The organism is Oceanospirillum sp. (assembly GCF_982874595.1).
This window is the reverse complement of sequence record NZ_CEYNZH010000013.1, coordinates 22,509-46,737: the sequence shown is the minus strand read 5'-3', so window position 1 is coordinate 46,737 and position 24,229 is coordinate 22,509. Positions and strand designations below refer to the sequence as shown.

At 49.8% G+C, this 24,229-nt stretch carries 42 protein-coding genes and 1 other RNA gene; 17 read left to right on the top strand and 26 right to left on the bottom strand.

Annotated elements, in window-relative coordinates:
• The first annotated feature begins 7 nt into the window (after positions 1–7).
• A complete protein-coding gene (locus AC4GL5_RS08315) occupies positions 8–1,336 on the top strand; it encodes an NAD(P)/FAD-dependent oxidoreductase (RefSeq protein WP_490382314.1) in 1,329 nt (442 codons plus the stop codon).
• 11 nt (positions 1,337–1,347) lie between these two features.
• On the top strand, positions 1,348–1,662 hold the full coding sequence (locus tag AC4GL5_RS08310; RefSeq protein ID WP_490382313.1) for a hypothetical protein: 315 nt from the start codon (positions 1,348–1,350) through the stop codon (positions 1,660–1,662).
• A gap of 84 nt (positions 1,663–1,746) precedes the next feature.
• Here AC4GL5_RS08310 and fur read toward each other — a convergent pair whose 3' ends face one another.
• A complete protein-coding gene (fur, locus tag AC4GL5_RS08305; RefSeq protein ID WP_490382312.1) occupies positions 1,747–2,157 on the bottom strand; it encodes a ferric iron uptake transcriptional regulator in 411 nt (136 codons plus the stop codon).
• A gap of 82 nt (positions 2,158–2,239) precedes the next feature.
• On the opposite strand from fur, the gene AC4GL5_RS08300 reads away from it, so the two are divergent.
• A complete protein-coding gene (locus AC4GL5_RS08300) occupies positions 2,240–2,554 on the top strand; it encodes an outer membrane protein assembly factor BamE (protein ID WP_490382311.1) in 315 nt (104 codons plus the stop codon).
• 92 nt (positions 2,555–2,646) lie between these two features.
• Here the strand turns inward: AC4GL5_RS08300 and AC4GL5_RS08295 are convergent, their stop codons facing one another.
• On the bottom strand, positions 2,647–2,958 hold the full coding sequence (locus AC4GL5_RS08295; protein WP_490382310.1) for an RnfH family protein: 312 nt from the start codon (positions 2,956–2,958) through the stop codon (positions 2,647–2,649).
• A complete protein-coding gene (locus AC4GL5_RS08290; RefSeq protein WP_490382309.1) occupies positions 2,948–3,382 on the bottom strand; it encodes a type II toxin-antitoxin system RatA family toxin in 435 nt (144 codons plus the stop codon). Before AC4GL5_RS08290 ends, AC4GL5_RS08295 begins: the two co-directional genes overlap by 11 nt.
• A 195-nt stretch (positions 3,383–3,577) precedes the next feature.
• On the opposite strand from AC4GL5_RS08290, the gene smpB reads away from it, so the two are divergent.
• Positions 3,578–4,060 carry an SsrA-binding protein SmpB gene (smpB, locus tag AC4GL5_RS08285; protein WP_490382308.1) on the top strand — a complete coding sequence of 161 codons (483 nt, stop codon included), beginning with the start codon at positions 3,578–3,580 and terminating at the stop codon, positions 4,058–4,060.
• Between the two features lie 63 nt (positions 4,061–4,123).
• Positions 4,124–4,481: a transfer-messenger RNA gene (gene ssrA, locus AC4GL5_RS08280) on the top strand.
• Between the two features lie 130 nt (positions 4,482–4,611).
• Here ssrA and AC4GL5_RS08275 read toward each other — a convergent pair.
• The 21 genes from AC4GL5_RS08275 to AC4GL5_RS08175 all read right to left on the bottom strand — a co-directional run bounded on the left by AC4GL5_RS08275 (position 4,612) and on the right by AC4GL5_RS08175 (position 15,201).
• Positions 4,612–4,737 (bottom strand): hypothetical protein, encoded by a 126-nt coding sequence (locus tag AC4GL5_RS08275; RefSeq protein ID WP_490382307.1) that lies wholly within the window; start codon positions 4,735–4,737, stop codon positions 4,612–4,614.
• Positions 4,734–4,883, bottom strand: coding sequence for a hypothetical protein (locus AC4GL5_RS08270; protein ID WP_490382306.1), 150 nt, complete (start codon positions 4,881–4,883; stop codon positions 4,734–4,736). The genes AC4GL5_RS08275 and AC4GL5_RS08270 overlap by 4 nt, the downstream gene beginning before the upstream one ends.
• Before the next feature lie 3 nt (positions 4,884–4,886).
• Positions 4,887–5,009, bottom strand: a complete 123-nt coding sequence (locus AC4GL5_RS08265) for a hypothetical protein (protein ID WP_490382305.1) — start codon at positions 5,007–5,009, stop codon at positions 4,887–4,889.
• A complete protein-coding gene (locus tag AC4GL5_RS08260) occupies positions 5,009–5,338 on the bottom strand; it encodes a hypothetical protein (protein ID WP_490382304.1) in 330 nt (109 codons plus the stop codon). Before AC4GL5_RS08260 ends, AC4GL5_RS08265 begins: the two co-directional genes overlap by 1 nt.
• A complete protein-coding gene (locus AC4GL5_RS08255; RefSeq protein ID WP_490382303.1) occupies positions 5,307–5,741 on the bottom strand; it encodes a lytic transglycosylase domain-containing protein in 435 nt (144 codons plus the stop codon). Before AC4GL5_RS08255 ends, AC4GL5_RS08260 begins: the two co-directional genes overlap by 32 nt.
• A 50-nt stretch (positions 5,742–5,791) precedes the next feature.
• Entirely contained in the window at positions 5,792–6,361 is a 570-nt protein-coding gene (locus AC4GL5_RS08250) for a hypothetical protein (protein ID WP_490382302.1), read from the bottom strand.
• A complete protein-coding gene (locus tag AC4GL5_RS08245; RefSeq protein ID WP_490382301.1) occupies positions 6,361–7,206 on the bottom strand; it encodes a hypothetical protein in 846 nt (281 codons plus the stop codon). Before AC4GL5_RS08245 ends, AC4GL5_RS08250 begins: the two co-directional genes overlap by 1 nt.
• A complete protein-coding gene (locus AC4GL5_RS08240) occupies positions 7,206–7,769 on the bottom strand; it encodes a hypothetical protein (RefSeq protein ID WP_490382300.1) in 564 nt (187 codons plus the stop codon). The genes AC4GL5_RS08245 and AC4GL5_RS08240 overlap by 1 nt, the downstream gene beginning before the upstream one ends.
• A 1-nt stretch (position 7,770) precedes the next feature.
• Positions 7,771–8,148, bottom strand: a complete 378-nt coding sequence (locus AC4GL5_RS08235; RefSeq protein ID WP_490382299.1) for a hypothetical protein — start codon at positions 8,146–8,148, stop codon at positions 7,771–7,773.
• Entirely contained in the window at positions 8,145–8,369 is a 225-nt protein-coding gene (locus tag AC4GL5_RS08230) for a hypothetical protein (protein ID WP_490382298.1), read from the bottom strand. Before AC4GL5_RS08230 ends, AC4GL5_RS08235 begins: the two co-directional genes overlap by 4 nt.
• Entirely contained in the window at positions 8,370–8,678 is a 309-nt protein-coding gene (locus tag AC4GL5_RS08225; RefSeq protein WP_490382297.1) for a hypothetical protein, read from the bottom strand.
• Between the two features lie 15 nt (positions 8,679–8,693).
• Positions 8,694–9,551, bottom strand: a complete 858-nt coding sequence (locus AC4GL5_RS08220; RefSeq protein ID WP_490382296.1) for a major capsid protein P2 — start codon at positions 9,549–9,551, stop codon at positions 8,694–8,696.
• On the bottom strand, positions 9,551–9,721 hold the full coding sequence (locus AC4GL5_RS08215) for a hypothetical protein (RefSeq protein ID WP_490382295.1): 171 nt from the start codon (positions 9,719–9,721) through the stop codon (positions 9,551–9,553). Before AC4GL5_RS08215 ends, AC4GL5_RS08220 begins: the two co-directional genes overlap by 1 nt.
• 132 nt (positions 9,722–9,853) lie before the next feature.
• Positions 9,854–10,522 carry a hypothetical protein gene (locus AC4GL5_RS08210; protein WP_490382294.1) on the bottom strand — a complete coding sequence of 223 codons (669 nt, stop codon included), beginning with the start codon at positions 10,520–10,522 and terminating at the stop codon, positions 9,854–9,856.
• The gene (locus AC4GL5_RS08205; protein ID WP_490382293.1) at positions 10,512–11,039 is read right to left on the bottom strand and encodes a hypothetical protein; all 528 of its coding nucleotides are present in this window, start codon (positions 11,037–11,039) and stop codon (positions 10,512–10,514) included. The genes AC4GL5_RS08210 and AC4GL5_RS08205 overlap by 11 nt, the downstream gene beginning before the upstream one ends.
• Before the next feature lie 14 nt (positions 11,040–11,053).
• Entirely contained in the window at positions 11,054–11,524 is a 471-nt protein-coding gene (locus AC4GL5_RS08200) for a hypothetical protein (RefSeq protein WP_490382292.1), read from the bottom strand.
• Positions 11,517–11,705, bottom strand: coding sequence for a hypothetical protein (locus tag AC4GL5_RS08195; protein WP_490382291.1), 189 nt, complete (start codon positions 11,703–11,705; stop codon positions 11,517–11,519). The genes AC4GL5_RS08200 and AC4GL5_RS08195 overlap by 8 nt, the downstream gene beginning before the upstream one ends.
• Complete coding sequence (locus AC4GL5_RS08190; RefSeq protein ID WP_490382290.1) at positions 11,677–11,889, bottom strand: hypothetical protein; 213 nt, start codon at positions 11,887–11,889, stop codon at positions 11,677–11,679. The genes AC4GL5_RS08195 and AC4GL5_RS08190 overlap by 29 nt, the downstream gene beginning before the upstream one ends.
• A gap of 594 nt (positions 11,890–12,483) precedes the next feature.
• The gene (locus AC4GL5_RS08185; protein WP_490382289.1) at positions 12,484–14,652 is read right to left on the bottom strand and encodes a replication endonuclease; all 2,169 of its coding nucleotides are present in this window, start codon (positions 14,650–14,652) and stop codon (positions 12,484–12,486) included.
• 3 nt (positions 14,653–14,655) lie between these two features.
• The gene (locus AC4GL5_RS08180; protein WP_490382288.1) at positions 14,656–14,958 is read right to left on the bottom strand and encodes a hypothetical protein; all 303 of its coding nucleotides are present in this window, start codon (positions 14,956–14,958) and stop codon (positions 14,656–14,658) included.
• 15 nt (positions 14,959–14,973) lie between these two features.
• Entirely contained in the window at positions 14,974–15,201 is a 228-nt protein-coding gene (locus AC4GL5_RS08175) for a hypothetical protein (RefSeq protein ID WP_490382287.1), read from the bottom strand.
• 129 nt (positions 15,202–15,330) lie between these two features.
• Between AC4GL5_RS08175 and AC4GL5_RS08170 the strand changes: the two genes are divergently transcribed.
• The 4 genes from AC4GL5_RS08170 (at position 15,331) to AC4GL5_RS08155 (ending at position 17,055) form a co-directional block, all read left to right on the top strand.
• Positions 15,331–15,600: a helix-turn-helix transcriptional regulator gene (locus AC4GL5_RS08170; RefSeq protein WP_490382286.1), complete on the top strand. Its 270-nt coding sequence runs from the start codon at positions 15,331–15,333 to the stop codon at positions 15,598–15,600.
• Between the two features lie 108 nt (positions 15,601–15,708).
• The gene (locus AC4GL5_RS08165) at positions 15,709–16,140 is read left to right on the top strand and encodes a trypco2 family protein (RefSeq protein ID WP_490382285.1); all 432 of its coding nucleotides are present in this window, start codon (positions 15,709–15,711) and stop codon (positions 16,138–16,140) included.
• A 65-nt stretch (positions 16,141–16,205) separates the two neighbouring features.
• Positions 16,206–16,643: a hypothetical protein gene (locus AC4GL5_RS08160; RefSeq protein WP_490382284.1), complete on the top strand. Its 438-nt coding sequence runs from the start codon at positions 16,206–16,208 to the stop codon at positions 16,641–16,643.
• Positions 16,630–17,055 (top strand): hypothetical protein, encoded by a 426-nt coding sequence (locus AC4GL5_RS08155; protein WP_490382283.1) that lies wholly within the window; start codon positions 16,630–16,632, stop codon positions 17,053–17,055. Before AC4GL5_RS08160 ends, AC4GL5_RS08155 begins: the two co-directional genes overlap by 14 nt.
• A gap of 234 nt (positions 17,056–17,289) precedes the next feature.
• Here the strand turns inward: AC4GL5_RS08155 and AC4GL5_RS08150 are convergent, their stop codons facing one another.
• A complete protein-coding gene (locus AC4GL5_RS08150) occupies positions 17,290–17,889 on the bottom strand; it encodes a hypothetical protein (protein WP_490382282.1) in 600 nt (199 codons plus the stop codon).
• Complete coding sequence (locus tag AC4GL5_RS08145; protein WP_490382281.1) at positions 17,886–18,227, bottom strand: hypothetical protein; 342 nt, start codon at positions 18,225–18,227, stop codon at positions 17,886–17,888. Before AC4GL5_RS08145 ends, AC4GL5_RS08150 begins: the two co-directional genes overlap by 4 nt.
• 234 nt (positions 18,228–18,461) lie before the next feature.
• On the opposite strand from AC4GL5_RS08145, the gene AC4GL5_RS08140 reads away from it, so the two are divergent.
• The 8 genes from AC4GL5_RS08140 to AC4GL5_RS08105 all read left to right on the top strand — a co-directional run bounded on the left by AC4GL5_RS08140 (position 18,462) and on the right by AC4GL5_RS08105 (position 24,096).
• The gene (locus tag AC4GL5_RS08140) at positions 18,462–19,493 is read left to right on the top strand and encodes a phage integrase (RefSeq protein WP_490382280.1); all 1,032 of its coding nucleotides are present in this window, start codon (positions 18,462–18,464) and stop codon (positions 19,491–19,493) included.
• Between the two features lie 271 nt (positions 19,494–19,764).
• On the top strand, positions 19,765–21,006 hold the full coding sequence (locus tag AC4GL5_RS08135) for an integrase domain-containing protein (RefSeq protein WP_490382279.1): 1,242 nt from the start codon (positions 19,765–19,767) through the stop codon (positions 21,004–21,006).
• 4 nt (positions 21,007–21,010) lie between these two features.
• On the top strand, positions 21,011–21,799 hold the full coding sequence (locus AC4GL5_RS08130; protein ID WP_490382278.1) for a hypothetical protein: 789 nt from the start codon (positions 21,011–21,013) through the stop codon (positions 21,797–21,799).
• An 89-nt stretch (positions 21,800–21,888) separates the two neighbouring features.
• Positions 21,889–22,068 carry a helix-turn-helix transcriptional regulator gene (locus AC4GL5_RS08125; protein WP_490382277.1) on the top strand — a complete coding sequence of 60 codons (180 nt, stop codon included), beginning with the start codon at positions 21,889–21,891 and terminating at the stop codon, positions 22,066–22,068.
• Positions 22,065–22,439 (top strand): hypothetical protein, encoded by a 375-nt coding sequence (locus AC4GL5_RS08120; RefSeq protein ID WP_490382276.1) that lies wholly within the window; start codon positions 22,065–22,067, stop codon positions 22,437–22,439. Before AC4GL5_RS08125 ends, AC4GL5_RS08120 begins: the two co-directional genes overlap by 4 nt.
• Positions 22,440–22,600: 161 nt before the next feature.
• Positions 22,601–23,230, top strand: coding sequence for a YagK/YfjJ domain-containing protein (locus AC4GL5_RS08115; RefSeq protein WP_490382275.1), 630 nt, complete (start codon positions 22,601–22,603; stop codon positions 23,228–23,230).
• On the top strand, positions 23,227–23,556 hold the full coding sequence (locus AC4GL5_RS08110) for a hypothetical protein (protein ID WP_490382274.1): 330 nt from the start codon (positions 23,227–23,229) through the stop codon (positions 23,554–23,556). Before AC4GL5_RS08115 ends, AC4GL5_RS08110 begins: the two co-directional genes overlap by 4 nt.
• Before the next feature lie 132 nt (positions 23,557–23,688).
• Complete coding sequence (locus AC4GL5_RS08105) at positions 23,689–24,096, top strand: DUF5681 domain-containing protein (RefSeq protein WP_490382273.1); 408 nt, start codon at positions 23,689–23,691, stop codon at positions 24,094–24,096.
• Positions 24,097–24,229 lie beyond the last annotated feature (133 nt).

Sequence of the window (24,229 nt, the reverse complement as noted above, 5' to 3'; positions counted from 1 at the left end):
AGCTACAATGCCCCCATTGAAACACCGCACCCACAACCCCAAGCGTCGGCAATTTATTAAATGGGGACTGGGCACCGCTGCAGCTTCAGCCCTACCCTTTGGTATTGCCTTTGCCCGGCAAAAAACTCAGGCCCGGATTTTGATTCTGGGGGCCGGAGCAGCCGGAACCGCCATGGCCAACCGTCTGAATAATGCGCTATCCGGTGCTCGCATCACCATCGCGGGCAAGCGACCAAAGCATCACTACCAGCCAGGTTACACCCTGGTTGCCTCAGGGCTTTGGACTGCAGAACAGGTGATCACCCCTACGCAGGACTGGCTACCCTCTGCGGCCCACTGGATTCCATCAGATGCCGCGGAGTTCTTTCCGGATAAACGTGCCGTCAGGCTGGAAGACGGACAGATGATCCAGTATGACCTACTGGTGATCGCCACCGGTTGCCAGCTCAACTACGCCGATATTGAAGGTATGAGTCCGGATCTGGTCGGACAAAAGGGAATCGGCAGTGTCTACGCCGGTGCGGAAGCCGCTACAGCAACCAACCGCCAGATTGAATCCCTGATCGACGCTGGCGAGGGTCGCGCGATCTTTACCCTGAGCAATACCCCGATCAAATGTGCCGGGGCACCGCTGAAAATGACTTTCACTACACTTTCCCGACTGGAAGATACCGACAGAAGGGATAACTTTCAGGTCGATTTCTTCACGCCATACCCGAACAAAGTTTTCTCCGTACCGGTTTACAACGATTTTGTTCTTAACCGCTGGCAGGAGCAAAAAGTAGGATTTCATGATCAGCGCGTACTGACCGCGATTGATGCTGAAGCCAAAAAAGCCACCTTCACAACAACAGATGGCCAGCGTCAGCAGGAAGCCTATGACTTTATCCATGTGGTGCCACCAATGAGTGCGCCCGATGCGATCCGCCACAGTGAACTGGCCTGGCAGGAAGGCGGCATGGCTCATCAGTGGCTGGAGATCGATCAGTACAGTCTTCAACATCGTCGCTATCCCGAAATTTTCGGTGTCGGCGATGTGATCGGCACCCCCTTTGGCAAGACCGCAGCCAGTGTAAAGAAACAAGCTCCGGTTGCTGAGACCAACATTCTCAACTATCTGGCCGATCGTCCGCTAACCGCTGCATATGATGGCTACACGTCATGCCCACTGATCACTTCTGTCGGCAAAGCAATACTGGCTGAGTTTGGTTATGGCGGTGAACTCATGCCCTCTTTCTCCTTTATCGATCCGACAGAAGAGTCGTGGGCAGTCTGGGTAATGAAAGAAAAGATGCTGCAACCGGCGTACTACGCCATGCTGAACGGCCAGGTATAGGGAGCCCGATTATGACGTTTTCAGGTGTACTCACCATTATCATATACAGCCTTCAGCCTTACTGGCCGTTGCTGCTATTGCTGGCGGTTTTATTGATGGCCGCACAATGGGCCGGGCGAGGCAAGAAGGGCAGGGTGCCGGGGCTGGTATACGGCCTGAGTCTCAGTATCGGCATCGCTGCCGCTCTGCTGGCTCCGACATTAACACTGTCACAGCTCAGTTATGTACAGACCACCACCGATATCCTAGCACTGCTGGCGGTAGCCGTTGGTGCAGGCTTGTACGCAGGGCTTGTGCTGTCGCCACTGCTGAGAGCCCGCAACTAAAGCAACAGCAACGCTGAGCAGAAGCCTGCTTTCTTCTTAAGGAAGCAGGCTTTTTAACAGTGCGGGTATTGTAAAGGCAGCTTATCAGCTGTCTTTCTTTCGCACGTAGAGCACCAGAGAGTGGTCCACCAGCTCATAACCGTGCTCAGCGACAATCTCATGCTGACGACGCTCAATTTCAGGGTCAAAGAACTCAATCACCTCACCACTATCTACACAAACGATGTGATCATGGTGTTCATCTTTTGCCAACTCAAATACCGCATGGCCACCATCAAAGTTATGGCGAACCACAAGACCTGCAGACTCAAACTGAGTCAACACACGATACACAGTAGCAAGACCTACATCTTCTCCGGCCTCCAACAACGCTTTATAAACATCTTCAGCGCTCATATGGTGTGCATCGGCACTTTCCAGCAGTTGAAGAATCTTAATGCGCGGTAGGGTTACTTTTAGGCCTGCTTTTTTCAGTTCCTGATTTTCATCTGCCATGTTTTTTCGGTCTCGCTTCGCAGTCGGTGCTAATTTCCGGTATTATCCCAGACTTGCACAACAAGGTGAAAGATATTCTCATATGCAAAGACTGATCATTTTAGTCATCTTTTCGTCGATAGTCACACTTTCCGGCTGTATTTTCCCAGGTGTCTATAAAAAGGAACTTCAGCAAGGTCAGGTAATGACCGACGAGATGATCAATCAACTTCAACCCGGTCTCACGCGGGAACAGGTCGCCTTTGTCATGGGCAACCCACTGACCCCGTCCAGCCTGAATCAGAATCGCTGGGATTACATCTATTGGTCAAAATCTCCTCGGGATGAAGTCACCCAACAGCGTGTCTCTCTCAGGTTCGAAAACAATCGCCTGGCGGAGATAACCCGAACACCGTAACAGTTTACCGAATAACAAATGGCCCGATGGGAGAGATCCCATCGGGCCATTTTTTGTCAGTTTTTAAAGCCATCCGGCCCGGCTGAAAAGAATCAGTCTTTCTTCTGTTTAGCCGCCCGTTTAGCACGCACCTTCTTAGGATCAGCAACCAGCGCCCGATAGATCTCTACACGATCATTTTCCCTCAACACCTGCTCAGCGGGTTTCTTCGATATCTTACTGAAAACACCCAGCGATGCTGTCACAAGATCAATCTCCGGATAGTGCTTATCCAAACCAGACTTCTCGGCAGCCTGCAAAACCGTCGTGCCTTCCGGCACAAACAACTCAACAACTCTCTGCTCTTTTGGCAGAGCGTAAACCACCTCTACCCGAATCTGCTTAGCATCCATATTATCGACCATAGACCTCATCCGCCCGCTTACAGAATGCCTCAACCATCGTATTGGCCGCCTGATTAAAGACCCCACCGAGCGCCATACTAAGCAGCTTGCCGGCAAACTCAAACTCCATGGTCAGAGTGACCTTGCAGGCCTCTTCCGACAGGGCTTCAAATTTCCAGTCACCTTCCAGCTTTTTAAATGGCCCATCAACCAACTGCAAGTGAATATGATGTGGTGCTTCCAGCGTATTTCGGGTGGTAAAACTGTGCTTAATACCCGCCTTCGCAATCTCCAGCTTACCAACCATATGCACCTCTGAAGACTCTATCAGGGTCGCGTTGCTGCACCAGGGCAAAAATTTAGGGTAGGACTCGCAGTCATTTACCAGATCGTACATCTCACGGGCAGAATGCATAACCAGCGCGCTTCGGGTCACAGTTGTCATTTATGACACTCTCGCTTTCATCGTCTTGACCCTGCCCCAGAAAACCCAGAGCAGTGTAAAAAAGGTCAAATCAGTAGCAAAAACAGACAGCCGTCGGTACCGCTGCCCACTTAAAAGCAGAATTGTAGCATGATTTTGATTTTTAACGGTTTCGCCTGATAGCCCTTTGCCTGACTTGGATTTATAATGCTCGCTATGGCTAAGAAACAGAAAGCAAAATCTACCAGTCCAACCATCGCCCTGAATAAGCGCGCGCGTCACGAATTTCATGTCAATGAAAAGTTCGAGGCGGGCTTGTCTCTGGCTGGTTGGGAAGTGAAAAGCCTGCGTGCCGGTAAAGTCCAGATCACAGAGGGCTATGTCATCATGCACAAAGGTGAAGTCTGGTTGATGGGGGCGCATATCACCCCTTTAATCAGCGTATCAACCCACATACTTGCGGAACCAACCCGCAACCGTAAGCTCTTACTGCATAAGAAAGAGATCGCAAAGATCTTTGCTGCCACTCAGCAAAAAGGCCACACCTGTGTACCTCTGGCGCTGTACTGGAAAAACAACAAAGTTAAATGCGAGATCGCACTGGTAACCGGTAAGAAACTGCACGACAAACGTGCCACGGAAAAAGACCGTGACTGGGGTCGTCAGAAACAGCGTATTGTGCGCGAACACGCAGGCTAAGTTAGCCACCGCCTGATAATTAGGCAAACCCAGGGCAACTCTGTTAGAATGCCCGACTTCTTTGGGGGTGACATGGCTTCGACGCCGGTTTCAAACCCTGAGGTGCATGTCGAGAGGGTAACGTATCTCGTAAATCCAGCGTTACAATTTAATAGTCGCAAACGACGAAAACTACGCTCTAGCAGCTTAATGCTGCTCCCTCAGACGGAAGATGCCTGTATCTTCTAGACGAGGTATGAGCCCGCGAAACAGGCTCGAAGCAACGTCCGTCTCAGACCGCGCTTCTAAAACTTTTAGAGACTCGCGCTAGGTAATCCTGTTCGTTGGAGTGCCAAGCGTTAAACTAAAAGACGAAACTAAGCATGTAGAGCCGATGGCAGAGGACTGGCGGACGGGGGTTCGACTCCCCCCACCTCCACCAATCAAGTCGTTGATTTGCTTGAAGTTTTAAGCAAGTTAACAGAAAAACTCTCCACATACTTTCCACACAGTATGACGGAGACACAAAAAAGCCACCCGCAAAGGTGGCTTTTTTTTGTGCCTAGGATTTATTAAATCAGGCCACTAACTGCATCCGCAATGGTAAAACCCAACTCGGTATTTTCTACGCCTACCGCACCCAGTACGCAGACGACTACGCCTCGAAGGGCCCACTTTTTCCAGTTGATCTTTTTCACGTCTTTTTCTCCAGCTGTTCAATTCTGTAATCCATCACGGGCAGCACCGTTGTAATGCCCTGCAACGTGACAGTGTTCCAGCCCATGACGCCCAGTAACACGGCCAACATGATGCTATTCAGGTTATTGCTTGTTTGAGTGCTCACCGACTACATCCAAAGTGTTTTAGGTGACGATTCCCCAGTTGCAGCGGCGGCTCTGCGAACCATAAAGCTCACGGCCAACACTCCCACTGCAGCGCCAAGGGCTGCGCCTATCATGGCGTGTTTCATCAGTCATACTCCGGTTCTGGTAGCAGGCCAGTTAATACAGCGTTCTTCCACCTGGCGTATTGGGCGTCATTCATGAGCTTGTTTACGTGGCGGTGTTTTTTATCGAAGGCATCCATTCCGATGCTTTCCACTGCATCACCGGCTTTTTCGATTTGATAGCCCCACCATGACAGGCTGTCTTCTACGTGTTCAGCTGTGGCGTCTACCAACTGGGTAGATTTGCGATAGAGCCAGTAAGCGCCAAAGCCAGCCAACACCAGAAGGGTGGCAAACTGTTTGTTGTTGAGTAAGCCCATATCACGCCACATCGCCCCAAATCTGGGAAACATAGTTACGGGTTTCCAGTGGTGCCGATGCCAACCACTCATCCCCGTGGTTACGCTGAGCTTTTCTCACATTACCCGGCCCCCAGTTGTAAGCAGCCAAAGCAGTTTCCCAGTCGCCAAACTGATTACGCAGCTGTGCCAGATAGTTGGCGGCATAGTGAATGCTGTGGACAGGATCGAGCGGTTTCGCTTCCGGATGCCATCGCGGGATGATCTGAGCAATACCCGTTGCTCCTGCACGGCTTTTTGTCTCACCGGTGATGATGTCACGACGGTATCGGCTTTCCTGATACAGCAAGCGGGCCATCAGGTACTGAGGCATACCGTGCTGATATTCAGCTTTCATAATTTCCGGCAGATAAGGTTCTGCTGCAGCTGGTGGTGTCCAGCGTTGACGATTTGTCATCAGTAAAGCTCCCAGCCCGACAAAGGCTAACAGAATGATTCTCTTCATATTCAGAGTGTGTGCCGATCAGAAAACACGGCTTTAAAACCATCTTTCTGATAAGCCCTGCCCCCCAACTGGCGAACCGTTAAATAACTAAGCCACTTATAAACACCTGGCCAGAACATCCAGCGCAGAGTTACAAAGCCTTCTGAATTCACATAGCAGGTGTAGATGTATTCGTTACTTTCATTGAAAGCACGATTGCCCCAGCCTTCACGAATGTCTTCATAGAAATTCAGATCATTGGTTGAAGGCGGCATGTCTTGAGATCGATCTGCCTTGGTATCCAGATCAAGGTAGATCGTTGCTGCCAGTGCTTCCGCTTCAAAATACGGCTCTGAATCAACGCTGATGACAACGCCGGGCATATCGATAATGAACAGCCCGCCATCATCCGGACGCAGTGGCGTTACGTGGTGAACAAACCCTTTAACAACCCCATTTTCTGGGCTTAACACCTTTGCGGTTACATCGGTCTGATAAGCAACTGAAACCGGTACAGTACCTGATACAGCACTTGCAAGCTGTTTCAGGTCACCCAAAACAGACTGATCCCCAACGGCCAACAAGCTGTTCACTATCGTACCCACTCAATAAATTGAACTTTGTCCCCTGCGGTATCTGCAGTGGCATTAACCATACCTGTAAAACGCTCCAGCGTTACCCGTTGGCCAGCTGATAACGTGTGCCCACCCGTAACGGTTAGCGCCCCGGTGTTGGTGTCCGGTGCGATCACCACCGCATCACGACGATTAGCATTGACTGCCAGAGATGAACTATCACCGGCATTGGTCAATGTGGCTTGCGGATGCTCGGTTACTGATGACGCTAAAAGCTCTTTGGTCTGCACGGTGTTAGTCACTTCTGCCGACCATGCCCCGGCCTGAGTGACCGCCACATTTCCGGCAATAGCTGCTGTGATCTGGTTTAGGATTTCGACCTGGGAACCCGACACATCAACAGCACCCGAAATACCCACGTCAGAGCCGGTAACATCGACCAGGCCAGAAATACCAATTTCAGACCCCGATACATCCACCAAGCCTACGATTTCTGCGGCTAGCTGATTGATGACCTCGACACGCGAACCAGAAACATCAACAGCACTATCAATCTTTGCACTAATTTCGTTGATCATTTCCGTCTTAACGATACCTGAAATGATGGCTTCTACTTTCTCGGCAACCTGTTCAAACCGACCATAACCGCACAACAGCACAACCTGTTGATCTGTATTGCTTTCAACAGACAGGGACTGATAACCGCCATCCGGATAAACCACATTTCCGGATTCCAGCTGATATACGCGTCCGGTGTTTGTTGTTACCGTGACAAAACCACTAACCCGGGATGCGGCAATAAAATGCCCGCCTGCCGCCCGATCCTGCGAAATACCCGCAGTCAGAGAAAAAGCCTGACGCATTATTTCTTCCCCTTAAACAACACCACAATGACAACCAAACCGGTCACCCCTGCCAGCGCATACATGATTTTGGTCATACTGTTCGCCACAATCGCCTGACCGTTGTTCGCGGTCTGTTCTGCAAGGCTGGCAGCGTTCGCCATCGCTTTTTCAGAAAGTGTCGCCTGAGCCTGCATTGCGCCCATGCTGGCAGATTCGGCTTGCTTCATGGCCTGGGATAACACCTTGTTGGTCTGTTCCTGGCTGGCATTGGCAAAACTCAAACTCCGATAAATTGAGTTTTCCGCCATATTTTCAGCGGTGTTGAGGGTTTCCCGTGCGGTTTCGCTGGATCGCTCAAACATCCCCCCTGCGGTATCCAGTAGCTGAGAGGTATTAGCAGCACTGGCATAAATCGCTGTGCGGGCCGTGGCCCCAGCCTCTGCCGTGGCCCCGTGATCTGTAGAAATATTGGTAACCCGGTTGCCATCACCGGCAATCACGTTTTGCCCGTTAATCCCCTGAAGATTGGTGTTCTCGATGTTGTTATAGGTCTTATTACTTGATTTCGACTTACTGCCCATATCACCCGCCTACCTCGATCTTATAAACCCGTTCTGCTTCATAGCCTGCAAAGCCATAACGCTGATACAGTCGTTGTACTGCTGGGTTTTCACAGTGATAGCGGATGCTTTCAAACTCTTGCTGTTTAGCAGCCTCAATCAAAGCAGGCCCCGCATCTTTCATGCCCCGACCCTGAACACAGACAATCACAAGCTCTTTGCCCGTTACGGTTGATTCACCACGGGCCACAACCAGTAAATCGGTCTGATCAGATTCAAGACGATAGAGATCTGCCTCACCCGCTTTAACCTGATCCCTGATCAGGGGCAGGTCTGCACCTGCCGCCTGAGCAATGTCCCGGTCTGTCTGCGCGGTCCAGTTCAGTGCTGTAATCTTCATTTCTTCACCGCCAGTACCAGTAACAGACCTACGACCAGCACCCCGCCACCAATTAGCAGAGGCACACCCAAACTGCTGGCAGATGCCGCCTTAACCGCAGGGGGCGGGTTGTAATCACCAAAGCTAAAACCGCCCAAGCTATTAGTACCGCCCTGGTTACTGGCAGTACTTCCCCAGTCTGCAGCAAAGCCCCCGCCACCCGTTGAAATACCCGGAATCATCTATTTCCCCTTAACAAGAACCAGCATGACACCCACAACAGCCAGAGCCCCCAGCGCAATACCGGCATAGACCAGCGTTTTATCCTGTTTGGGTGGCTGCAGCTGTGGATCAGGGGTTGGGCCTGAATGCAGGCCCGTACCGTCACCGTCTTCACCGTGGTTCGGCTGCTTAAATGTTTCGGGGTTGCTTGAGACTGAATCGTTGGCATCAACGCCCAAATGACGATCAACTTCGCGCTCAACCAGCCCTTCCGTTAACCGTCCGAACTGATCCATGACGTTTCCGCCGAACTCGCCTAAATCAAACATTCCCGCTCCCCCGGTTTACTGCTGTTCAACTTCCACGTAGTCCACCAGCACCGGAATGACACCGGGCGGCTTTGTCGCGTCATGGCGGATATACACTTTGAACTGCAGTTCGGTATCCGCTGACATGGTGCGGAACAGATCCATCTTGCCGAAACCGTTAACCAGTGGATCGAAGCAGAAGATGCCCGGCTGCGGCTTTCGGTTGGCTTCCAACTGATCGTATTTATTATCGGAATCAGAAATTTCGATAATGTCGGTGCCATCACGCTGCACGATGATTCGTTCAATATCCGCGCACTCAAAAAACATGCGACGAATTCGACGGCCCGCACTCTGAGGGAAATCGGCATAGATGTTTTCACCCAGCGCGTGGGCCTGCATTTGCAGCGTCTGCGCACGACGCATCTGTGTGCGGACTTTCTTATGCTGGGAATTATCCGGCAGAGTGATAAAGGCGCTGGAGCGCTCGGCACGGCCTTTAACTGCAATTTCTGCGACACCTGCAAACTCAATTTCCAGAACCCAGCTATCGGCTGGACTGGTAACAAGCTCGGTGAAGTCCTGACCTTCATCCGTGCGGCACTCCATTTCAGAGAACGGAATGATCACACGGTTAGCGGTTTCACCGGTCAGCGTTGCGGCATCATCAACAAAGCTGCCCAGGTACTTCTGCAGATACAGCAGCTGCGAACCTTTCCAGCTCTGTTTCTCAACACCGTGATTCAGCAAACGCACACGACGAATCTTGTCATGTGTCGCATTGGTGATCAGATGAACACGGTGATAGGTAGGGCCACCGGTGATTTTCACGGTAGCTTTCTGCTCTTCGTTGGAAATATCGAAGGGCAGCATAGGTTTCCAGAACTTACGCATTATTTGCCACCCTTCACGATTTCTGCGGCTGCTTTACCGGCCTTGCCGCCAAAGCGTTTCATGGCGTAGATACCCACACCGATCAGCACCGTAGCTACAACGGCAGATACCACAATGCGGGTATCAATGTTGCGCTTTGCAGCTTCTTTGACTTCCTGAACTTTACTCATGGTGTACTTTCACCCGTTGCGATTGATTGAGTAGACGGGAGAAAGCGTAAGTGGTGGGCAAGGTCGGTTGTAAAGAGGGGGTGACCTATAGGTTAGATTTAAACCTATAGGTCAGATTTAGCGGTTTTCAGGCTAATTTTTTGCGGGCTGGCGTCTTTTTTTGAATATTTTTTTCGGGTCTTTCCAGGTTACTTTGACCTTGGTTTTCTCTCCTCTTTCTATTTTGAAGAAGGTCAACTCTTCCATTCTAGGGAGCTCTTTAGGGTCTACCGGGAAGAAATTAGCCAAATACTTAGCATCGTGTTCTGCCTGCAGACCTATATAGACCTCTTTCGTTTGAGTTAATAGAGACTTAGGGATTTCCTGACAACGCTGTGTACAAGACACAATGATTGCCCCGTACTTCCTGCCTCTACGAATGATCCGCCCCAACTGCGGTGGTGGGCGACCAGCTCCCATTTCTAAATCAGCCGCTTCTTCAATCACCACATAGGTATCTTTCCGACCATCCAGAATTGCCCATACGGCACTACACCACCATAAGAAAATATCCAGTTCATCCGCCCCGCTCCAACCTATACGAAACGGCTTCCCGCTTTTATGCGCGTTATTCAGCGCCATTAAAAACTTCTTCTGATCATTAAATCGTATGCAATCGTGGTCTTTATCTACATCCCAGAAAACAGCCCTAACCCCTTTCGCTGGGATAATGTCGTACATCGCCTGGGACTTACCGCCACCCGTAGTGGCGGTAACACAAACATGACGACGACGGAGACTCGTATTCTCATTAATCGCCATCAGTGCCGGTTCCCTGTTCTTCGGGCTCTTCATCGTTGGCGGCTGCTTCTGCAGCTTTGGCCGCTTCAATTTTGGCCTGTTTTTCCAGATCAATCAGAGCCGTGACGGTTGGGGCCAGATACATACCGGCAGCAATGGCCCAGTCGTATTTCTCCAGCATCTCCATTACCCAAGGCGGCATCTCTCCGTCGAGCTTTTCTGCCAGAGGCATAAAGGCATCAACCCCTGCCTCTTTATGCTCGTCTGGCATGGCGGCAACTGCGTTAGGGGTTAACCAGCGCGTCCCCATCGTCCACCAAAACGTGCCGTTAATACCGGCTGCAAATTTGCGGTTCTTAATCGCTTTGGCTTCCAGCTCTGAGGCGGTCAGTTTGGCCTGCTCTTTGACCTGCTCCGGGGTTGGCTGATCAAGCTCGCCCATCATGTCATCCAGGGTGAACTCTTGGTCTGATTGACCCTCTAAACCTTCGTGTTCAGTGGCTTCCAGCTCTGTTACTGCTTCATTGTTCTTAGACATCGTTGTGACCTTAGTTAGATTGCCAATCGAATACCGGTTACAGCCCCGGCAACCACCACCAGACCTAAAAGAAACTTACCGAACCCGGAACCGCTGCCCTCTTCCACAAGTTGGCGGTTTTGCTGGGGTTCGGTAGGTTCCTCAACCTGCTGGGGTTCTGGGTCTGTGACCTGTTCTTTTTTTTCGGCTTCCGGATGCTCAGAAGCTGAGGCTTCCGGCTGTAGGTCTGAAACCTGCGCCTTAGCCTGCATTTCAAGGTCTTTTGGGTGTGGCTGGTAATCTTCACCCACCACCAGCGAACCCACAGGGACCATGTTTTTGCGCCAATAGGACTGAATCCAATCCCCTGTTTGTTGGTTCAACCCGCAGCCATCGTTGCGGCTGGTGCCGCAACGCTTCTGCAGGTAATTACCCTTGCGCTTGGTTTTCTCGATGTAGGCTCTGCGCCCACATTCACAGACGATTTCCCCTACAATTTCAGCCATTGCGTTCTACCTCTCTGGCCACTAATTCACGGGTGATCTGAAACTGAAACTCACCCGCCTTTTTCAAAAGCCCCGGCTTCTGAAAAGTGCTTGCGGTTTCAATCCGGTATTTCAGCTGAGTAAGTTCATCAACAAACCGGGTCAGGTCTTTATCACTCAGTCGGTTTTGGTTCTGGCTCACTTTTCTTTATCTCCTTCCAATCGTTGTATCCGAAGATCAGCGCAGCCATGACGGCACCGATCAGTAATGCGGATTCATGCTCATGCCCTTTCACGTTCAGCCCGATCTGAACGCCCAACAGAAACAAACCGAACTGAATAAAAAAGCTCAGTGCTTCGCTGATAATGTGTTTTGCTGCGTTCACTGTTTTACCCTCCTACACTTTTGCGCTAATTCAACCAACCACTTCGCCAGCTCTGGCGGGGTGTGCTCCCGTTCTGCTTTGGTGATTTCTGGACGCCACCCTAAATCCCCCTTATGAAGTCGAGAACCGTCTGCCCGCCGGCCGGGAGAACCGCAAACAAAGTGCGCATCGCCCAGGAGCAACGGAATTTCCGGAATATCGCTAGGCTCACAACCCACGATGTATAGAAAAGTGGGCTTCTCTGCCCTATGCCCCCACCACGATTGAAATATTGGCAACGTCCAGCCCCCGAATTGATCCCGTTCGCCTGGCTGCGGTAACCCCGCCGCCGGACAAGTAAAAAGCGTGGATCTCTTCGGGTGCTCTAACACCCCGCCATTTTTTCGGACGGCATCAACGGCAAAGTAAGCTAACTCCTTTTCGCCTGGACGGGGGTTAGCCAACTTCCGCAGCTGGCCCCAAGCTCTACAAGGCGGATGCGCGATAACAGGAACCCCGCCCGTCCAGTTCAAAGCGTCTCTTTCTGAGTCCCAAACATCACAACCCGGGATGCGTTTGTAATTGCTATCTGACCGGGCAAACAAAACGGCAACATCACGCATACCCAAGATCTCCCCATAGTTCAGCGGCCATTTGTCCGGCCAGACTGGTGCTGTAATCGTCTGTTTTTGGTGTATCGCCAAAGTCGTGCAGCTGGCCGGACTCCCAACCCGCCCACAGGCGTTCGACCAATTCTTTTGCAAGGTCGGTTTCGGATTCCGGATCAGGTGTTTGTGGCTTCGGCCTGAGTGCTTCTTTCTGTTCTTCCGTTAAATTCGGGAGCGGCCCGTACCAGTGTTCCCACTCTTCACGGAATCTCAGGTTCTCTTCATGGGCTTCCTGATGTACCTGGACCCATGTATTCACGATTTCTTCTGCGGTTGGCTCCGGTGTGCCCGGTGCGGGATTGAGTAGCGTCGAGTTATTGACACAAGTCCGAGGCGCTTCGCTTAACTGCAACTGACTAATCGTCCAGCGGTGGAACTTGGTCAGAATCTGAAAGTTAGAAAGCTGCAGGCCGAACGTACCCTCTACCGCTTCACCGTAGCGGCCAATCTGGTAACGCCCTGCCTCAATGTCGTATTTGTCCATCTTCCAGAGCTGCAGTCGGTAATCAGCTCTGCGAAGGGCCACACCGCCCTGGCTTTGTAGGTAGCCGAAAAAATCCCCGGCATCCGCTGCAGCCCTGGCACGGGCTAGAAGTGCTTTGGTGTCATCAGAGGCGTTTTGTGATTTCTGCCAGTTTTGAACGTGCTCTTCCCGCTCTGCATCCAGCTTGCGAAGTTCGCGGTAAACACCCACGGGCGGGCATTTGCAGAAGTTAAATTGACGGATGCCATGGACTCCGGCCCATGCTGCGACCCGGTGACAGGTGACGCTGGCCAGCTCCCCGTAATCATCCAGCCCGACCTGTCCGGCCATGCGGGTGGTGATGTTTTTGGAAATGTATTTGATGATGTAGCCGATCACAGAGCCCACGCCCTTTTTCCCGGCACGGATGGCCCGTTCTTCATCTTCCGGACGATACCAAAGGCGTTCCATAGCAAAGCGGTGTTCGGCTGCGCCCTTCTCCCCGCCTGCTTGCTCCAAGGTGCACACGCCACGATAGCGGGGCACTTTGGTTTCAATCTGGCGTTTTGAGCAGGGGTGAATCCCGAAGGCGTATTCCTGAAAGATGCGGGTCATCTTCCGGAACTGATGGGGCTTGCAGAACACAATGCCGTGACGGTGCGGTGTGCCATCGTGATGCGGCTCACTGATCCACATGCCGTACCAGTGAATCCCAGCACGGTTCCACGCAGAATAAACCCGCTGCCAGACTTTATTCAGGTATTGGTGGGCTTCACGCACGGTTGAACCGTCCCACTTTTTGTTCTTCCGGAAAGGTTTTTTCTTGATAGGGTGAAAGCGAGACGGGCAGGTCAGCGTAAAAAAACCGGCTGCATCACCGTGATAACTGGCCCATGCCTCTAACCCCTTAACCCGCACGATCATTTCAGCGTGACGGTTCTCAGGATTACTCAGGCCCAGCTCTGCCAGTTCGGCAAGGGTGTATTCGTCACCATCTTGGTTGACGGCCTGCATCAGCTCTAACAGGGTTTGATTACGGTGCTGATCACTGCAGCGACGGGCAAAGGTGACATTGGAGACGTACAGCCCATCATAAACATGAGTCTTTTCCAGCTCCCGCATCACCTCTTCAACCAAGCGGTTAGATTCTGTGCGGATTTTCTTACGCCACCACATTGGGTCCTGCAGCTTTTTAACGGCAGTGGTCATGGCGGTTTCTTTGTTATCCACCAGAGGGAATTCAAAGCCCATGCGTCTGCATTGCTCAATCCCGACGCTGACCGCGTTATCAAAGCTGTGGCGCTCTGCCTCAACGATAGAATCCGCCAACACACCCGCATACTGACATTTTTCTTCATCAGTAGCCGTGGCGTGGATACCACCGGCCCCGGCTGATTTAAGGGAGAGATCGAACGGGGTTTCATCCGGCTTGGCTTCTTCCAAGACGTCATCAGGAATAGGGGAAGCCCCGATCTGCAACTGACGATCAAGGCCAAAGATAAAGCGGTTACCGGCAGAGACATCATCCTCTGCCAGCTTTTTAAACTGCGCCACAATGTACTTATTCAGACAGGAATGCTTACGGACAAGGTTCTCTCGCTTGTCTTTAATCCAGTCGGGGCCGTAGTCATAGAGGGACAGTAGAACGGCCATGATTTAGCCCTGCAGCGATTCGGCTAAATCCAGCGCATCATTCAGGTGCTGCTGGCCCAGAACCAAACTATCAATCTCAACCTGCAGGCGCTTTTTCTCTGCCGTCCAGATGCGGAATTCCCGCTTGATCTGGTTTTCCAGTTTGTTGATTTCAACAATGGCCTGTTTGGTGTCCCGCGCCCACAACTGGCGCTGAATGACGTTTACCCGTTCCAGCACGGCCTTCAGGTGTAGGTCATCAATCTTTTGCTGAAATTCCACAGGCGGTACGTGGGCACTATTGGCAAGTTGCTGTTGTCCTAACATCGGTCACATCCTTGTTTAGTAGGGGTTGGCTTCGAGGGTTTTAGAGACTTCCTGCAGGACGTTTACAAAAACATCACCACGGGGGACGGGCTGGTAGCGGGCAATCGTGCCTTTGTAGAGGCGGCTTTTTACGTCCGCTTCAGGAATGCCCGTGCGCTCCGACCACTGTTCAGCTGTGCAATACGGGGCGGTAACAGAGATGCTGATTCCGTCCAAATCCAATGAAAATGACGCTCTGCTCATGGCGTTAATCCCTCATCTGTGGGCGGTTTTCCGCCCCTGTGGTATCGTCTGTGTTCGTGTGTGTTCGTTTGTTGCTATCTGTTGGAGAAAACTCCAACTTGAGCCGAGAATATAGGAGAGTTCTCCATCATGTCAACCATGATCGGTGAGAAGATTCGCGCCATCAGAGAATGTGAGGGGCTATCACGCCCTAAGTTTTGTGAGGCAACAGGTGTAAACAAAGAAACATTAGTGACTGCAGAAAATGGCAGGTACGAACCCAAAGTGGGCTTAGTTGAGCAGGTTTGTGCAGCGTTTCCGCAATACACGCTTTGGCTAATGACGGGGCAGGTGAACCCCGAGGGCGGGCAGATTTCGCCTGAGATCAAGCTGCAAGCGGATCAACTCAAAACTGGGTAATTGCAGCAAAAGTGCTATTTCGCTGGTTCCTGCGTATCGGCAGGGAAAGGATTAGTTAGAGCTTATATTCTTGTAGGAAAAAGCTGATTTATCAGGGAGTTGGATAATATGCTAGAGAAAGCCGTTACGCTGAGTGACTTCATAAGCCAAGTAAAAGAAGAACTTGAGGTTTCGATCAAGAAGGGGGAAAGCGACCCTTTCTTTATTCTTAAAGATGTTGAGCTTGAAGTCAGCTTCACCATGGAAGGCAAGGCCGGAGGTAAAGCAAACCTCGTTGTCGTCGATATCAATGGCGAAGTTAAAGCGCATAAAACCCATAAAGTTAAGGTTACGCTTACGCCATTTGTAACCAATCCTAATTCCTCAGGTGGAATAAAAACCAAAGCTGTTAACCCTTCAGCGGGTAATCGACCTTCTAATACCCCTGATATAAATGAAAAAGGGAATAAAGGAATAAGTAGAGCCATAGTTGCCAGCAATAAAAAGCCTGATTTCAAAACGGGTAGAGGAAAGCAAGGCACAACCAAAGCAAAGAGATAAGTTGAGCCATTTTATTACCCACTTTTATTGTGTGAACTGGCAACCCATCACAAGGAGATGAATAGATGGAATTAAAAGAACTTTACGAAAAATGGAAGGCCATGGAGCCAACCACAGAATGGATTGGTGAGCCGCCCTGGCAAAAACTGATCACGTACAACCCGGCTAAGGCCATTACCACTGAGTTATTTTCAGCTTATCTGCAAAAGGTAGGCGTTGATACCTGTAACGCCTGTAATCAAGAAGCCCTGGTTATCCCGTCAGAAGTTAACGGCTTTGCTATGCAGTATGCCACTGCTATCGAAAATACCATCGAACCAGATCCGTCAGATGTTCTGCGCGCGATGGAAAGCAGCACTACTGCCCGGGCCTATCAAGCTAGCTCACGTCACTACGCTACCGATTGCCTGAACTGTGGAAACAGAATGTTCTTCCGGAAAGAGTTTGTCGAAAAGAAAATTGAAGAGTTTGTAGGACAGGATTCCACAGATGAGAACAAATAAGGTCGTACGAGGTTATTTTCCAGAATTCGACACTCCCCCTGAATTATTAGAAGTTGCCAAGCATAGTAAAAGCTACGAAGCTGGGGCTAAATTAGCCTCTATGCTCAATAAAAGCAGGCAGAACAATCAGACCGGAGACACCGAAATGAGCCACGTTACCCGTGATGAGTTCCACGAATTAAAACTCGATATTGAAAAGTCTCGTGGGGAGATCAGGTCAGAAATGGCGTCTATGTCCGCCAAAATGGATAACATCCCGACGCAGTTGGAGCTTATGCGCTCCAATGTAAAGAACGACACCCACGAAATGATGAAAAGCGAGAACCGCTTCCTTATCACCGTATTACTCACCGCAGCACCACTCATCACCAGCGCAGTTGTTTGGCTCGTTCAGAATTTTCCAGCCAAATAAAAAACCACCCCGAGGGGTGGTTTCTGTAACCTCTGCAAAGATCAGCGAATCACTTTAACCCTGCCCACCTGAACAGCCTCTTTTAACTTAGCAGCAGCCTTCTGGAACTGTTCAGCCTTTATCCGCTTTAGTTCTGCTTTACGCTCCTGATTCATACTGCCCCCGTTGGTATCCGGTAAAACATCATCCTACGATATACAGGCGAAAAAAAACCACCCCGAGGGGTGTTTTTTTTTATTGTGCTGGCTCTAACTTACCATCCAGCCTTAAAAAGGTTACTACCTTAATCTCTCTGAATATCCAGTTAGGAACAAACCTAATATTAACAACAGTATTTCTTACCAATACCGCTGATTTAAACAGCGCTCTAATCAGATATCCAATTAAAAACAAAACCGACAAAGGAATCAAAACAGACAACAATATAGCTAACAATATTGCCGACTGAACTCCAACTACTGACAGTGTAACAATTGGATTCAAAAAGAACTGTTTTTTAAAGTAATATTTAGCAAAAATCAAGTTCATCGCCTTCCATTGCTTATCGGAAAATGACTGTTTAATTTTCTTATGTTCTTTTTTAATAAACCGTATCCGAAATATTGAGCTAATCCCAAATAAAAAGTAAGAAATAATATCAAAACGTTTGCTTGATACTTCAGACAACCTATGAAGATAATCAATCATTTCCAAGTTATCCGGATATTGACGAATCAACTCATCCGATTCTTTTAACATTTCAGCATGGGTGGCTTGTGCCTTCTTATCCATAAGAATGAGTAAGGCTAAATAGGCAACACCGCCCACAGCTACAAACAGCGTTAAATCTGTCATTCTGTCACCTCACCTGCTTTGGTTAATTCCTGATAGGCTTCAAGCTTAGCTTCCGCTTTCACGGCTCTATCTCTCAATCGAAGCCCTGCCTTCTTATACTGCTTAACCTTTAACTTCAGTTCTTGAATCTCTGCTTTCGCTGCAGACTGGCCCAGTTTTCGGCCAAAATAATAGCTCGCGGCAATTACGCATAAGATGACGACCCAAAAGACTATATCTATATTTTTATCTGCGTAATCCAAGAGTGTATGCAGAAATCTCTCTGCTGCTCCACCTAGAGAAGTCCGTAGCGGGTCTTCTTTAAAGGCTGCATCGTACCCGCTCTGACTAACCTCCATTAATCGTGCATCCTAAACTGTCAGTTCTAAACGGGGACAAAAACAGGCAGCGCGGGGAACTCCCTGCCTGCCTGCGTCTCATATCATATCGTATGATATGATTCCGTCGCTTATTTTGCACATTTTTTTGTGCTCATTTTTCCCTGTCTCTTTTCGTTTGTGTGTTTTTACCATCAAAAGTTCAGCTCAAAAAAGTGCATCTTTTTTCAGTAACTCAATAAGTTAGAAGAAAAAATGGCGATCAAAAAATACCAAGACCAGTGGAAGGTAGACTTTAGAATAGGTGGCCGGAACGGCAAGCGGATTACCCGGGTGTTTCCCACGAAGGGCGAGTGTGAACGCTTCCAGCGTTGGGCAATAGCCCAACACGATTCAGGTAAACCGTGGGATGACTCGGGCAAGCAAGATAAGCGCACCTTATCTGACCTGATTAACCTGTGGTTTGACCAGCACGGCCAGTACCTGAAAGACGGTGAACGCAGGCGCTCTAAACTGCGCCTGCTGTGTGACGATATGCAAAACCCTGTTGCCCGTTCAATGACTGCAAAGCTGTGGCACCAGTACCGCAGCAAGCGCACTGCAGCGGGCATTTCCCCTAAGACGCTGAATAATGAGCTGGGTTATCTGCAAAGCCTGTTTACCAGGCTGCATAAGTCTGGCGATATCGAATACCCCACGCCTTTAACCCATGCTGAACCTCTGCGAATTGCAGAGCGGGAACTGAGCTACCTAACCGATAGCCAGATAGATACGCTGCTGGCCAGTCTGCAGCAGGCCGAAAACCAACACGTTGAGCTGATTACCTTGGTGTGCCTGGCAACAGGGGCGCGTTGGGGTGAAGCAGAAGGGTTAACCCGGCAGCGGGTGCATCAGGGTATGGTGACCTTTACGGATACCAAGAATGGCCGGAATCGTTCTGTTCCTGTTCCCCAGTGGCTATATGATCGACTGCAGGCCCATAACCCTAACCGATCGGCACTGTTCAGCAGCTCGATAGGCGCTTTCCGCAGAGCGTTAGCCCGTACTGATATAGAACTGCCCAAGGGACAGGCCGCACACGTTTTGCGCCATACCTTCGCCAGCCACTTTATGATGAATGGCGGGAGTATTCTCACCCTGCAGCGAATACTCGGACACGCAGATATCAAGATGACCATGCGTTACGCGCACCTGGCACCGGATCACCTGCAGGATGCCACCCGCTTTAACCCGCTGAGTGGCAAGTCTCCACATTCTTTCCACACAGACGACAAAAAACGGGCATAAACGATCACAGCCAGAACTTTAAGTGATTGATATTGCTCGGAAAGCCCTATTACTGCGTTGTGGGATTGGGGTTCGACTCCCCCCACCTCCACCAAACAACGGTCTTAAACGACCTCAACTAAGCCCGGAATACCTGATAAACACAGGGTTCCGGGCTTTTTTGTGCCTGTTTGCTGTCTTATCTGGTATGTAACATTCTTATCCCTTATTGCGTTTATAGATACACCGGAAGTAACATCAGATCGAAACCACGGATTATGGTGTTACTAAAATGGCTAGAGTTACCAAACCCCTGACGAACACTGAAGTTAAGCAGGCAAAACCCCGCGACAAGGAATACACCCTGTCTGACGGTGATGGGCTGGCACTCAGAGTAAAGCCCAACGGCTCAAAGCTCTGGCTGTTCAACTACACCCGCCCTTTCTTAAAGTCCCGTACCAATATCGGCTTGGGCAACTTCCCGGATGTATCTCTGGCAGATGCCCGCAAAAAAGCCACAGAAGCACGGCGATTGCTCGCTGATGATATAGACCCCAAACAGCACCGGGACGAACAGCGCCAGCAATCCGCACAAGCCTACGCCAATACCTTTCAGGCCGTGGCTGAACAATGGCTTGAGGTTAAACGCAAAAAAGTAACTGAAGGTTATGCCACCGACATAACCCGGTCGTTTGAGCTTCACATATTCCCGAAGTTTGGAGCTATGCCTATTCATCTGCTGAAAGCGCCTACTGCTATCAAAGCGATAAACCCAGTAGCGGCAAAGGGCAGTTTGGAAACGGTAAAACGGCTATGCCAACGTCTGAATGAAGTCATGTTTTTTGCGGTCAATAGCGGGATTATTGAAAGCAATCCCTTAGCTCAGATCGGCACAATGTTTGAAGCACCGCAAAAGAAAAACCATCCCACCATCAAGCCGGACGAACTGCCTAAGTTTATGCGGGACTTAGCCAGCGCCAGCATTAAAAGAACCACCCGCTGCCTGATCGAATGGCAGTTACATACGATGGTCAGACCGAATGAGGCCGCAGGTGCTCGCTGGGATGAGATAGATTTTGATAACCGAATCTGGACGATCCCGGCTATCAGGATGAAAAAGAAGCTGGAGCATAAAGTCCCCCTATCCGACCAATGCCTAGCTTTGCTGGAAACGATGAAACCCATCAGCCAGCACAGTGAGTATATTTTCCCCGGTGATCGCAACCCCAAAAAACCCAGCAACCCCAGCACCGCGAATATGGCAATTAAACGCATGGGGTACGGCGGATTGCTCGTTTCCCACGGACTCAGGGCGTTAGCCAGTACCACCCTGAATGAACAGGGTTTTGATTTTGATGTGGTCGAATCCGCACTTGCCCACGTTGAAAAGAATGATGTTCGCAGAGCCTACAACCGGGCGGAATATATCGAACGCAGACGCAAGCTAATGGAGTGGTGGAGTCAGCATATAGAGCAGGCCGCTATGGGTAATTTGAGCATGGCAAGCGGACATAAAATGCTGAGGGTGGTTTAAAAATATGACTGTTAAGGATGAGTTTAACCAGCACCACGATGAAATCAGGGCACGAATGCCGAAGAAAGAAAAAATGAAATTTGATGGTGGACGCAAAAGGCTTGATACAAATAAGCCTCGCTTTCAGGAAGCTATGGAGCAACTAACCGAGTTATATCAGATCAATAATCCAGACGGCTTCGATTCCGATCCCCGTTATATTTGTCAAAAAATCCAAATTGAGGTTGGGCACTTAACTCATGAAAGAGGCTTTGATAGCCATTGCGCTAACCAAGTTTATGATTACTACACAGGTAAAGCCCGATCAAAAAACAATGCTTTGATAATCAAGTACATTCAGGTTTTATTTGCTGAACGCAGCTTGGAGTTAACCCCAACGCTACTGGATATCGTGGAAGAAGTAGCACTTCGGGAGTGGTCGGAAAGCACCTTCGACAAACCTAATTTTGTTGAGAAAAAAGCATTAAAAAATGAGGCATATAAGATAATACTAAACCTTATTTATGCGGGAGATTCGCTTGAGGATGCCGCCAGCAAAGCCGCTTACCACATTAGCCATAACCTTTGCGATGGTCATGAACCTTACAAGGCATCATCACTGATGAGAGGATATGAAGAATACTTTAGAAAAAGGAAAAAAGATAAGTTCGGGAACGAGCTGCCCAGTCAAGAAGACGTGTATTTTGGAGGATGGGACAAATTTCAAGATCAAAGCGATAAGGATTACTGGGCAAAGGCAAGAGAAACAATGCCTCTTGCTTCACCTGAGTTAACTGGTGTCCGTTGGCGTTAGGAAAATATAAGTTTCAAAAATTCCCCCATTAAAATCAGAGCAAGGTATTAAATCTCTATCTGTCGAAAATGATAGATAAGAGGTTCTTTATGATCCATACCACGCAATACCTTACTGACCGCACTTTAGCCGCTCGCTATGAAGTGGCTCGCTCAACTATCTGGCGCTGGCTTAAAGAAGGCCAGTTGCCCAAGCCCGTCAAGCTCGCAGGTTCTACCCGCTGGCGCTTGTCTGATCTCGAAAAATGGGAACAGGAGGCGCAGGCATGAATATGAAGCGTCCGGCTTTTCCTCAAAGCAAGCATTCTCGTTTTATTCTGGCAATGCTTTTGGCTGAAATGACCTGTCACCAATACAGCTATCACTATAAATCTGGTTATCCAATCGCTGATTTTAGAAAGCGCCTGAGCGATGTTAGAAAAGCGGGCTGGGTTACAGACAAATCAACAAGACAGCAGGTGAAAGACAAAGACGGCGTTATCCGGGTTTGTGATTTGCATTGGATTGATAACGACTGGCTTTTGGGTTTATTCGCCCTTTATCCCGATATGCAAAAGCGTTGTGCTTTGCTTATTGAGAAAGAATTATCAGCAAAGGCTAACCCGTTGTCTGAAATGGATTTTTTAGCCAATGAAGCTTAATAAGACAAAGCGACCGATTTTCACCCCCTGTTTTTTCAGTGTGGAATCAGGCGCAGCCCGCACCGGGCGGGAGCTGGGGCATTTTGCCCCGGCTGCAATCAGGCGGGTAATTCATAATATCTATAGTAGTGGTTTAGTAGTCCCAAGGATGGGTAAAGGCATTGCTATCAATCGTGCTGCCGATGAAGCGACAAACCGAATCTGAATATCTGGAGATGGGCGGTAATGTGTACAGGGTAAACGCAGGCAAAGGAATGCCAATTTACCCAGAGATACTTTACCGAACCTATGAACAGATCGAAGCGATGCTAAGTCATTATTCCCGTGTGTTGCTGGTGCGGGTCGATATTCGCTACCACAGTGCCGAACAAACAAACCGGGTTATGACGAAGTTCTGCGGCAAATTTAAAAAACGGCTCAATACCAAAGCCTATGACTATCTCAATCGGTTTGCATACCTCTGGGTAAGAGAGCAAAAAACCAGTGTAGCACCGCATTATCATTTGGTGCTGATGCTGGACGGACGAAAGTTTCAAAAGTCCCACAGCATTATCGAGCTGATAGAGGATATTTGCTGGCGCTTTGGATGGCCTGACCCTATCCCTCCGAAGAACCCTTACTACCTGCTGAGGCGGTCAGAGGTTGGCGGTCAGGCAATGTCTGATGCGTTGTACCGGATCAGCTACCTAGCCAAAGTAAACACCAAAGACAAACGACCCAACACCACCCATGACTACGGCACAAGCCGGATCAAGCCACGTACAAATCAGAATACAGAGGTCACACCATGAGCAGTTTAGAGTTATACCAACGTGCGGCACTGTCTGCCCGGATCAATAACGCAGACGACAAAGCGGACGAACTGATTCACGCTGCCTTTGATCCTGCGACCCCTGACTATCTGCGGGCTGAATTGCAGCAGATGCTACACAGCACCGTTGCTGAAATGTTCCCCGACCTGAAGCCTACCGTCTGCGATGACAACGGCGATCCGTATTACAGTGTGGTTGATATTGCTAAGGCTCTGGGAATTAGCCCGGAAGAGGTACAGGAAACCGCTGCTGAAATGTTTGGTGAATGCCGGACACCGCCGGATAGTATCAACACCTTACAGTAATCGCCTGTTAGCAGGGTGGTATCAGGGATCAAAGCGCCATTATCAGGCGCTTTTCTTGTTTATGGGGAGGCAAAAGAATAAGCTGTATTTATAAACAGTATCGACCAAAGTGAAAGAAAGAGGGCGCAGAACGTGCCAGAACGCGAACAGGGGCGATTTAAGCCGGGGGTTAGTGGCAACCCAAAGGGTAGACCCAGAAAAGCCACGGCAGAGCTAGAAAAGGCACTTAGAAAGCACGGTGCTGATTTAGCGGATAAACTCGTTGCGCTGGCGTTAGAGGGTGATACCACTGCGTTAAAAATCTGTATCGACCGGATTCATGCCCCGCTCAAACCGCAGAGCGCACCCGTACAGCTTGAATTACCTGAAGGCGCAAGTATGGCTGATACCGGACGGGCAATATTGGATGCTGTTGCTAGTGGTGAACTTCCAACAGATCAAGCAAGCCAGATGCTCAACGGCTTAGGTGCTCTGGTGCGTGTTGTCGAGCTGGAGGAACTGGAGCAGCGGATTCAGGCATTGGAGAATCAGGCGCAATGAGAGCAGGCATAGAAAAACGTCTCGCGATGCTTGAACAGGTAAAGCGTCACACCATCCCGGACAGGTCAAAGTTGAACCCAGATAGAATTGCCCGGATTGCAGACCATCTTGTATCTGATGCCGTGATCTCTAT

Excerpts from the sequence above, each read along its gene's own strand:
- fur (WP_490382312.1), bottom strand. The coding sequence starts at position 2,157 with ATGGCAGATGAAAATCAGGAACTGAAAAAAGCAGGCCTAAAAGTAACC.
- AC4GL5_RS08130 (WP_490382278.1), top strand. The coding sequence starts at position 21,011 with ATGACTGTTAAGGATGAGTTTAACCAGCACCACGATGAAATCAGGGCA.
- AC4GL5_RS08110 (WP_490382274.1), top strand. The coding sequence starts at position 23,227 with ATGAGCAGTTTAGAGTTATACCAACGTGCGGCACTGTCTGCCCGGATC.
- AC4GL5_RS08120 (WP_490382276.1), top strand. The coding sequence starts at position 22,065 with ATGAATATGAAGCGTCCGGCTTTTCCTCAAAGCAAGCATTCTCGTTTT.
- AC4GL5_RS08255 (WP_490382303.1), bottom strand. The coding sequence starts at position 5,741 with ATGACAAATCGTCAACGCTGGACACCACCAGCTGCAGCAGAACCTTAT.
- AC4GL5_RS08175 (WP_490382287.1), bottom strand. The coding sequence starts at position 15,201 with ATGAGCAGAGCGTCATTTTCATTGGATTTGGACGGAATCAGCATCTCT.
- AC4GL5_RS08155 (WP_490382283.1), top strand. The coding sequence starts at position 16,630 with ATGAGAACAAATAAGGTCGTACGAGGTTATTTTCCAGAATTCGACACT.
- AC4GL5_RS08200 (WP_490382292.1), bottom strand. The coding sequence starts at position 11,524 with ATGGCTGAAATTGTAGGGGAAATCGTCTGTGAATGTGGGCGCAGAGCC.
- AC4GL5_RS08225 (WP_490382297.1), bottom strand. The coding sequence starts at position 8,678 with ATGTTTGATTTAGGCGAGTTCGGCGGAAACGTCATGGATCAGTTCGGA.
- AC4GL5_RS08180 (WP_490382288.1), bottom strand. The coding sequence starts at position 14,958 with ATGTTAGGACAACAGCAACTTGCCAATAGTGCCCACGTACCGCCTGTG.
- smpB (WP_490382308.1), top strand. The coding sequence starts at position 3,578 with ATGGCTAAGAAACAGAAAGCAAAATCTACCAGTCCAACCATCGCCCTG.
- AC4GL5_RS08310 (WP_490382313.1), top strand. The coding sequence starts at position 1,348 with ATGACGTTTTCAGGTGTACTCACCATTATCATATACAGCCTTCAGCCT.
- AC4GL5_RS08265 (WP_490382305.1), bottom strand. The coding sequence starts at position 5,009 with ATGAAACACGCCATGATAGGCGCAGCCCTTGGCGCTGCAGTGGGAGTG.
- AC4GL5_RS08220 (WP_490382296.1), bottom strand. The coding sequence starts at position 9,551 with ATGCGTAAGTTCTGGAAACCTATGCTGCCCTTCGATATTTCCAACGAA.
- AC4GL5_RS08300 (WP_490382311.1), top strand. The coding sequence starts at position 2,240 with ATGCAAAGACTGATCATTTTAGTCATCTTTTCGTCGATAGTCACACTT.
- AC4GL5_RS08290 (WP_490382309.1), bottom strand. The coding sequence starts at position 3,382 with ATGACAACTGTGACCCGAAGCGCGCTGGTTATGCATTCTGCCCGTGAG.
- AC4GL5_RS08170 (WP_490382286.1), top strand. The coding sequence starts at position 15,331 with ATGTCAACCATGATCGGTGAGAAGATTCGCGCCATCAGAGAATGTGAG.
- AC4GL5_RS08215 (WP_490382295.1), bottom strand. The coding sequence starts at position 9,721 with ATGAGTAAAGTTCAGGAAGTCAAAGAAGCTGCAAAGCGCAACATTGAT.
- AC4GL5_RS08210 (WP_490382294.1), bottom strand. The coding sequence starts at position 10,522 with ATGGCGATTAATGAGAATACGAGTCTCCGTCGTCGTCATGTTTGTGTT.
- AC4GL5_RS08240 (WP_490382300.1), bottom strand. The coding sequence starts at position 7,769 with ATGGGCAGTAAGTCGAAATCAAGTAATAAGACCTATAACAACATCGAG.
- AC4GL5_RS08150 (WP_490382282.1), bottom strand. The coding sequence starts at position 17,889 with ATGACAGATTTAACGCTGTTTGTAGCTGTGGGCGGTGTTGCCTATTTA.
- AC4GL5_RS08145 (WP_490382281.1), bottom strand. The coding sequence starts at position 18,227 with ATGGAGGTTAGTCAGAGCGGGTACGATGCAGCCTTTAAAGAAGACCCG.
- AC4GL5_RS08315 (WP_490382314.1), top strand. The coding sequence starts at position 8 with ATGCCCCCATTGAAACACCGCACCCACAACCCCAAGCGTCGGCAATTT.
- AC4GL5_RS08185 (WP_490382289.1), bottom strand. The coding sequence starts at position 14,652 with ATGGCCGTTCTACTGTCCCTCTATGACTACGGCCCCGACTGGATTAAA.
- AC4GL5_RS08135 (WP_490382279.1), top strand. The coding sequence starts at position 19,765 with ATGGCTAGAGTTACCAAACCCCTGACGAACACTGAAGTTAAGCAGGCA.
- AC4GL5_RS08125 (WP_490382277.1), top strand. The coding sequence starts at position 21,889 with ATGATCCATACCACGCAATACCTTACTGACCGCACTTTAGCCGCTCGC.
- AC4GL5_RS08140 (WP_490382280.1), top strand. The coding sequence starts at position 18,462 with ATGGCGATCAAAAAATACCAAGACCAGTGGAAGGTAGACTTTAGAATA.
- AC4GL5_RS08205 (WP_490382293.1), bottom strand. The coding sequence starts at position 11,039 with ATGTCTAAGAACAATGAAGCAGTAACAGAGCTGGAAGCCACTGAACAC.
- AC4GL5_RS08260 (WP_490382304.1), bottom strand. The coding sequence starts at position 5,338 with ATGTTTCCCAGATTTGGGGCGATGTGGCGTGATATGGGCTTACTCAAC.
- AC4GL5_RS08165 (WP_490382285.1), top strand. The coding sequence starts at position 15,709 with ATGCTAGAGAAAGCCGTTACGCTGAGTGACTTCATAAGCCAAGTAAAA.
- AC4GL5_RS08230 (WP_490382298.1), bottom strand. The coding sequence starts at position 8,369 with ATGATTCCGGGTATTTCAACGGGTGGCGGGGGCTTTGCTGCAGACTGG.
- AC4GL5_RS08245 (WP_490382301.1), bottom strand. The coding sequence starts at position 7,206 with ATGCGTCAGGCTTTTTCTCTGACTGCGGGTATTTCGCAGGATCGGGCG.
- AC4GL5_RS08160 (WP_490382284.1), top strand. The coding sequence starts at position 16,206 with ATGGAATTAAAAGAACTTTACGAAAAATGGAAGGCCATGGAGCCAACC.
- AC4GL5_RS08295 (WP_490382310.1), bottom strand. The coding sequence starts at position 2,958 with ATGGTCGATAATATGGATGCTAAGCAGATTCGGGTAGAGGTGGTTTAC.
- AC4GL5_RS08235 (WP_490382299.1), bottom strand. The coding sequence starts at position 8,148 with ATGAAGATTACAGCACTGAACTGGACCGCGCAGACAGACCGGGACATT.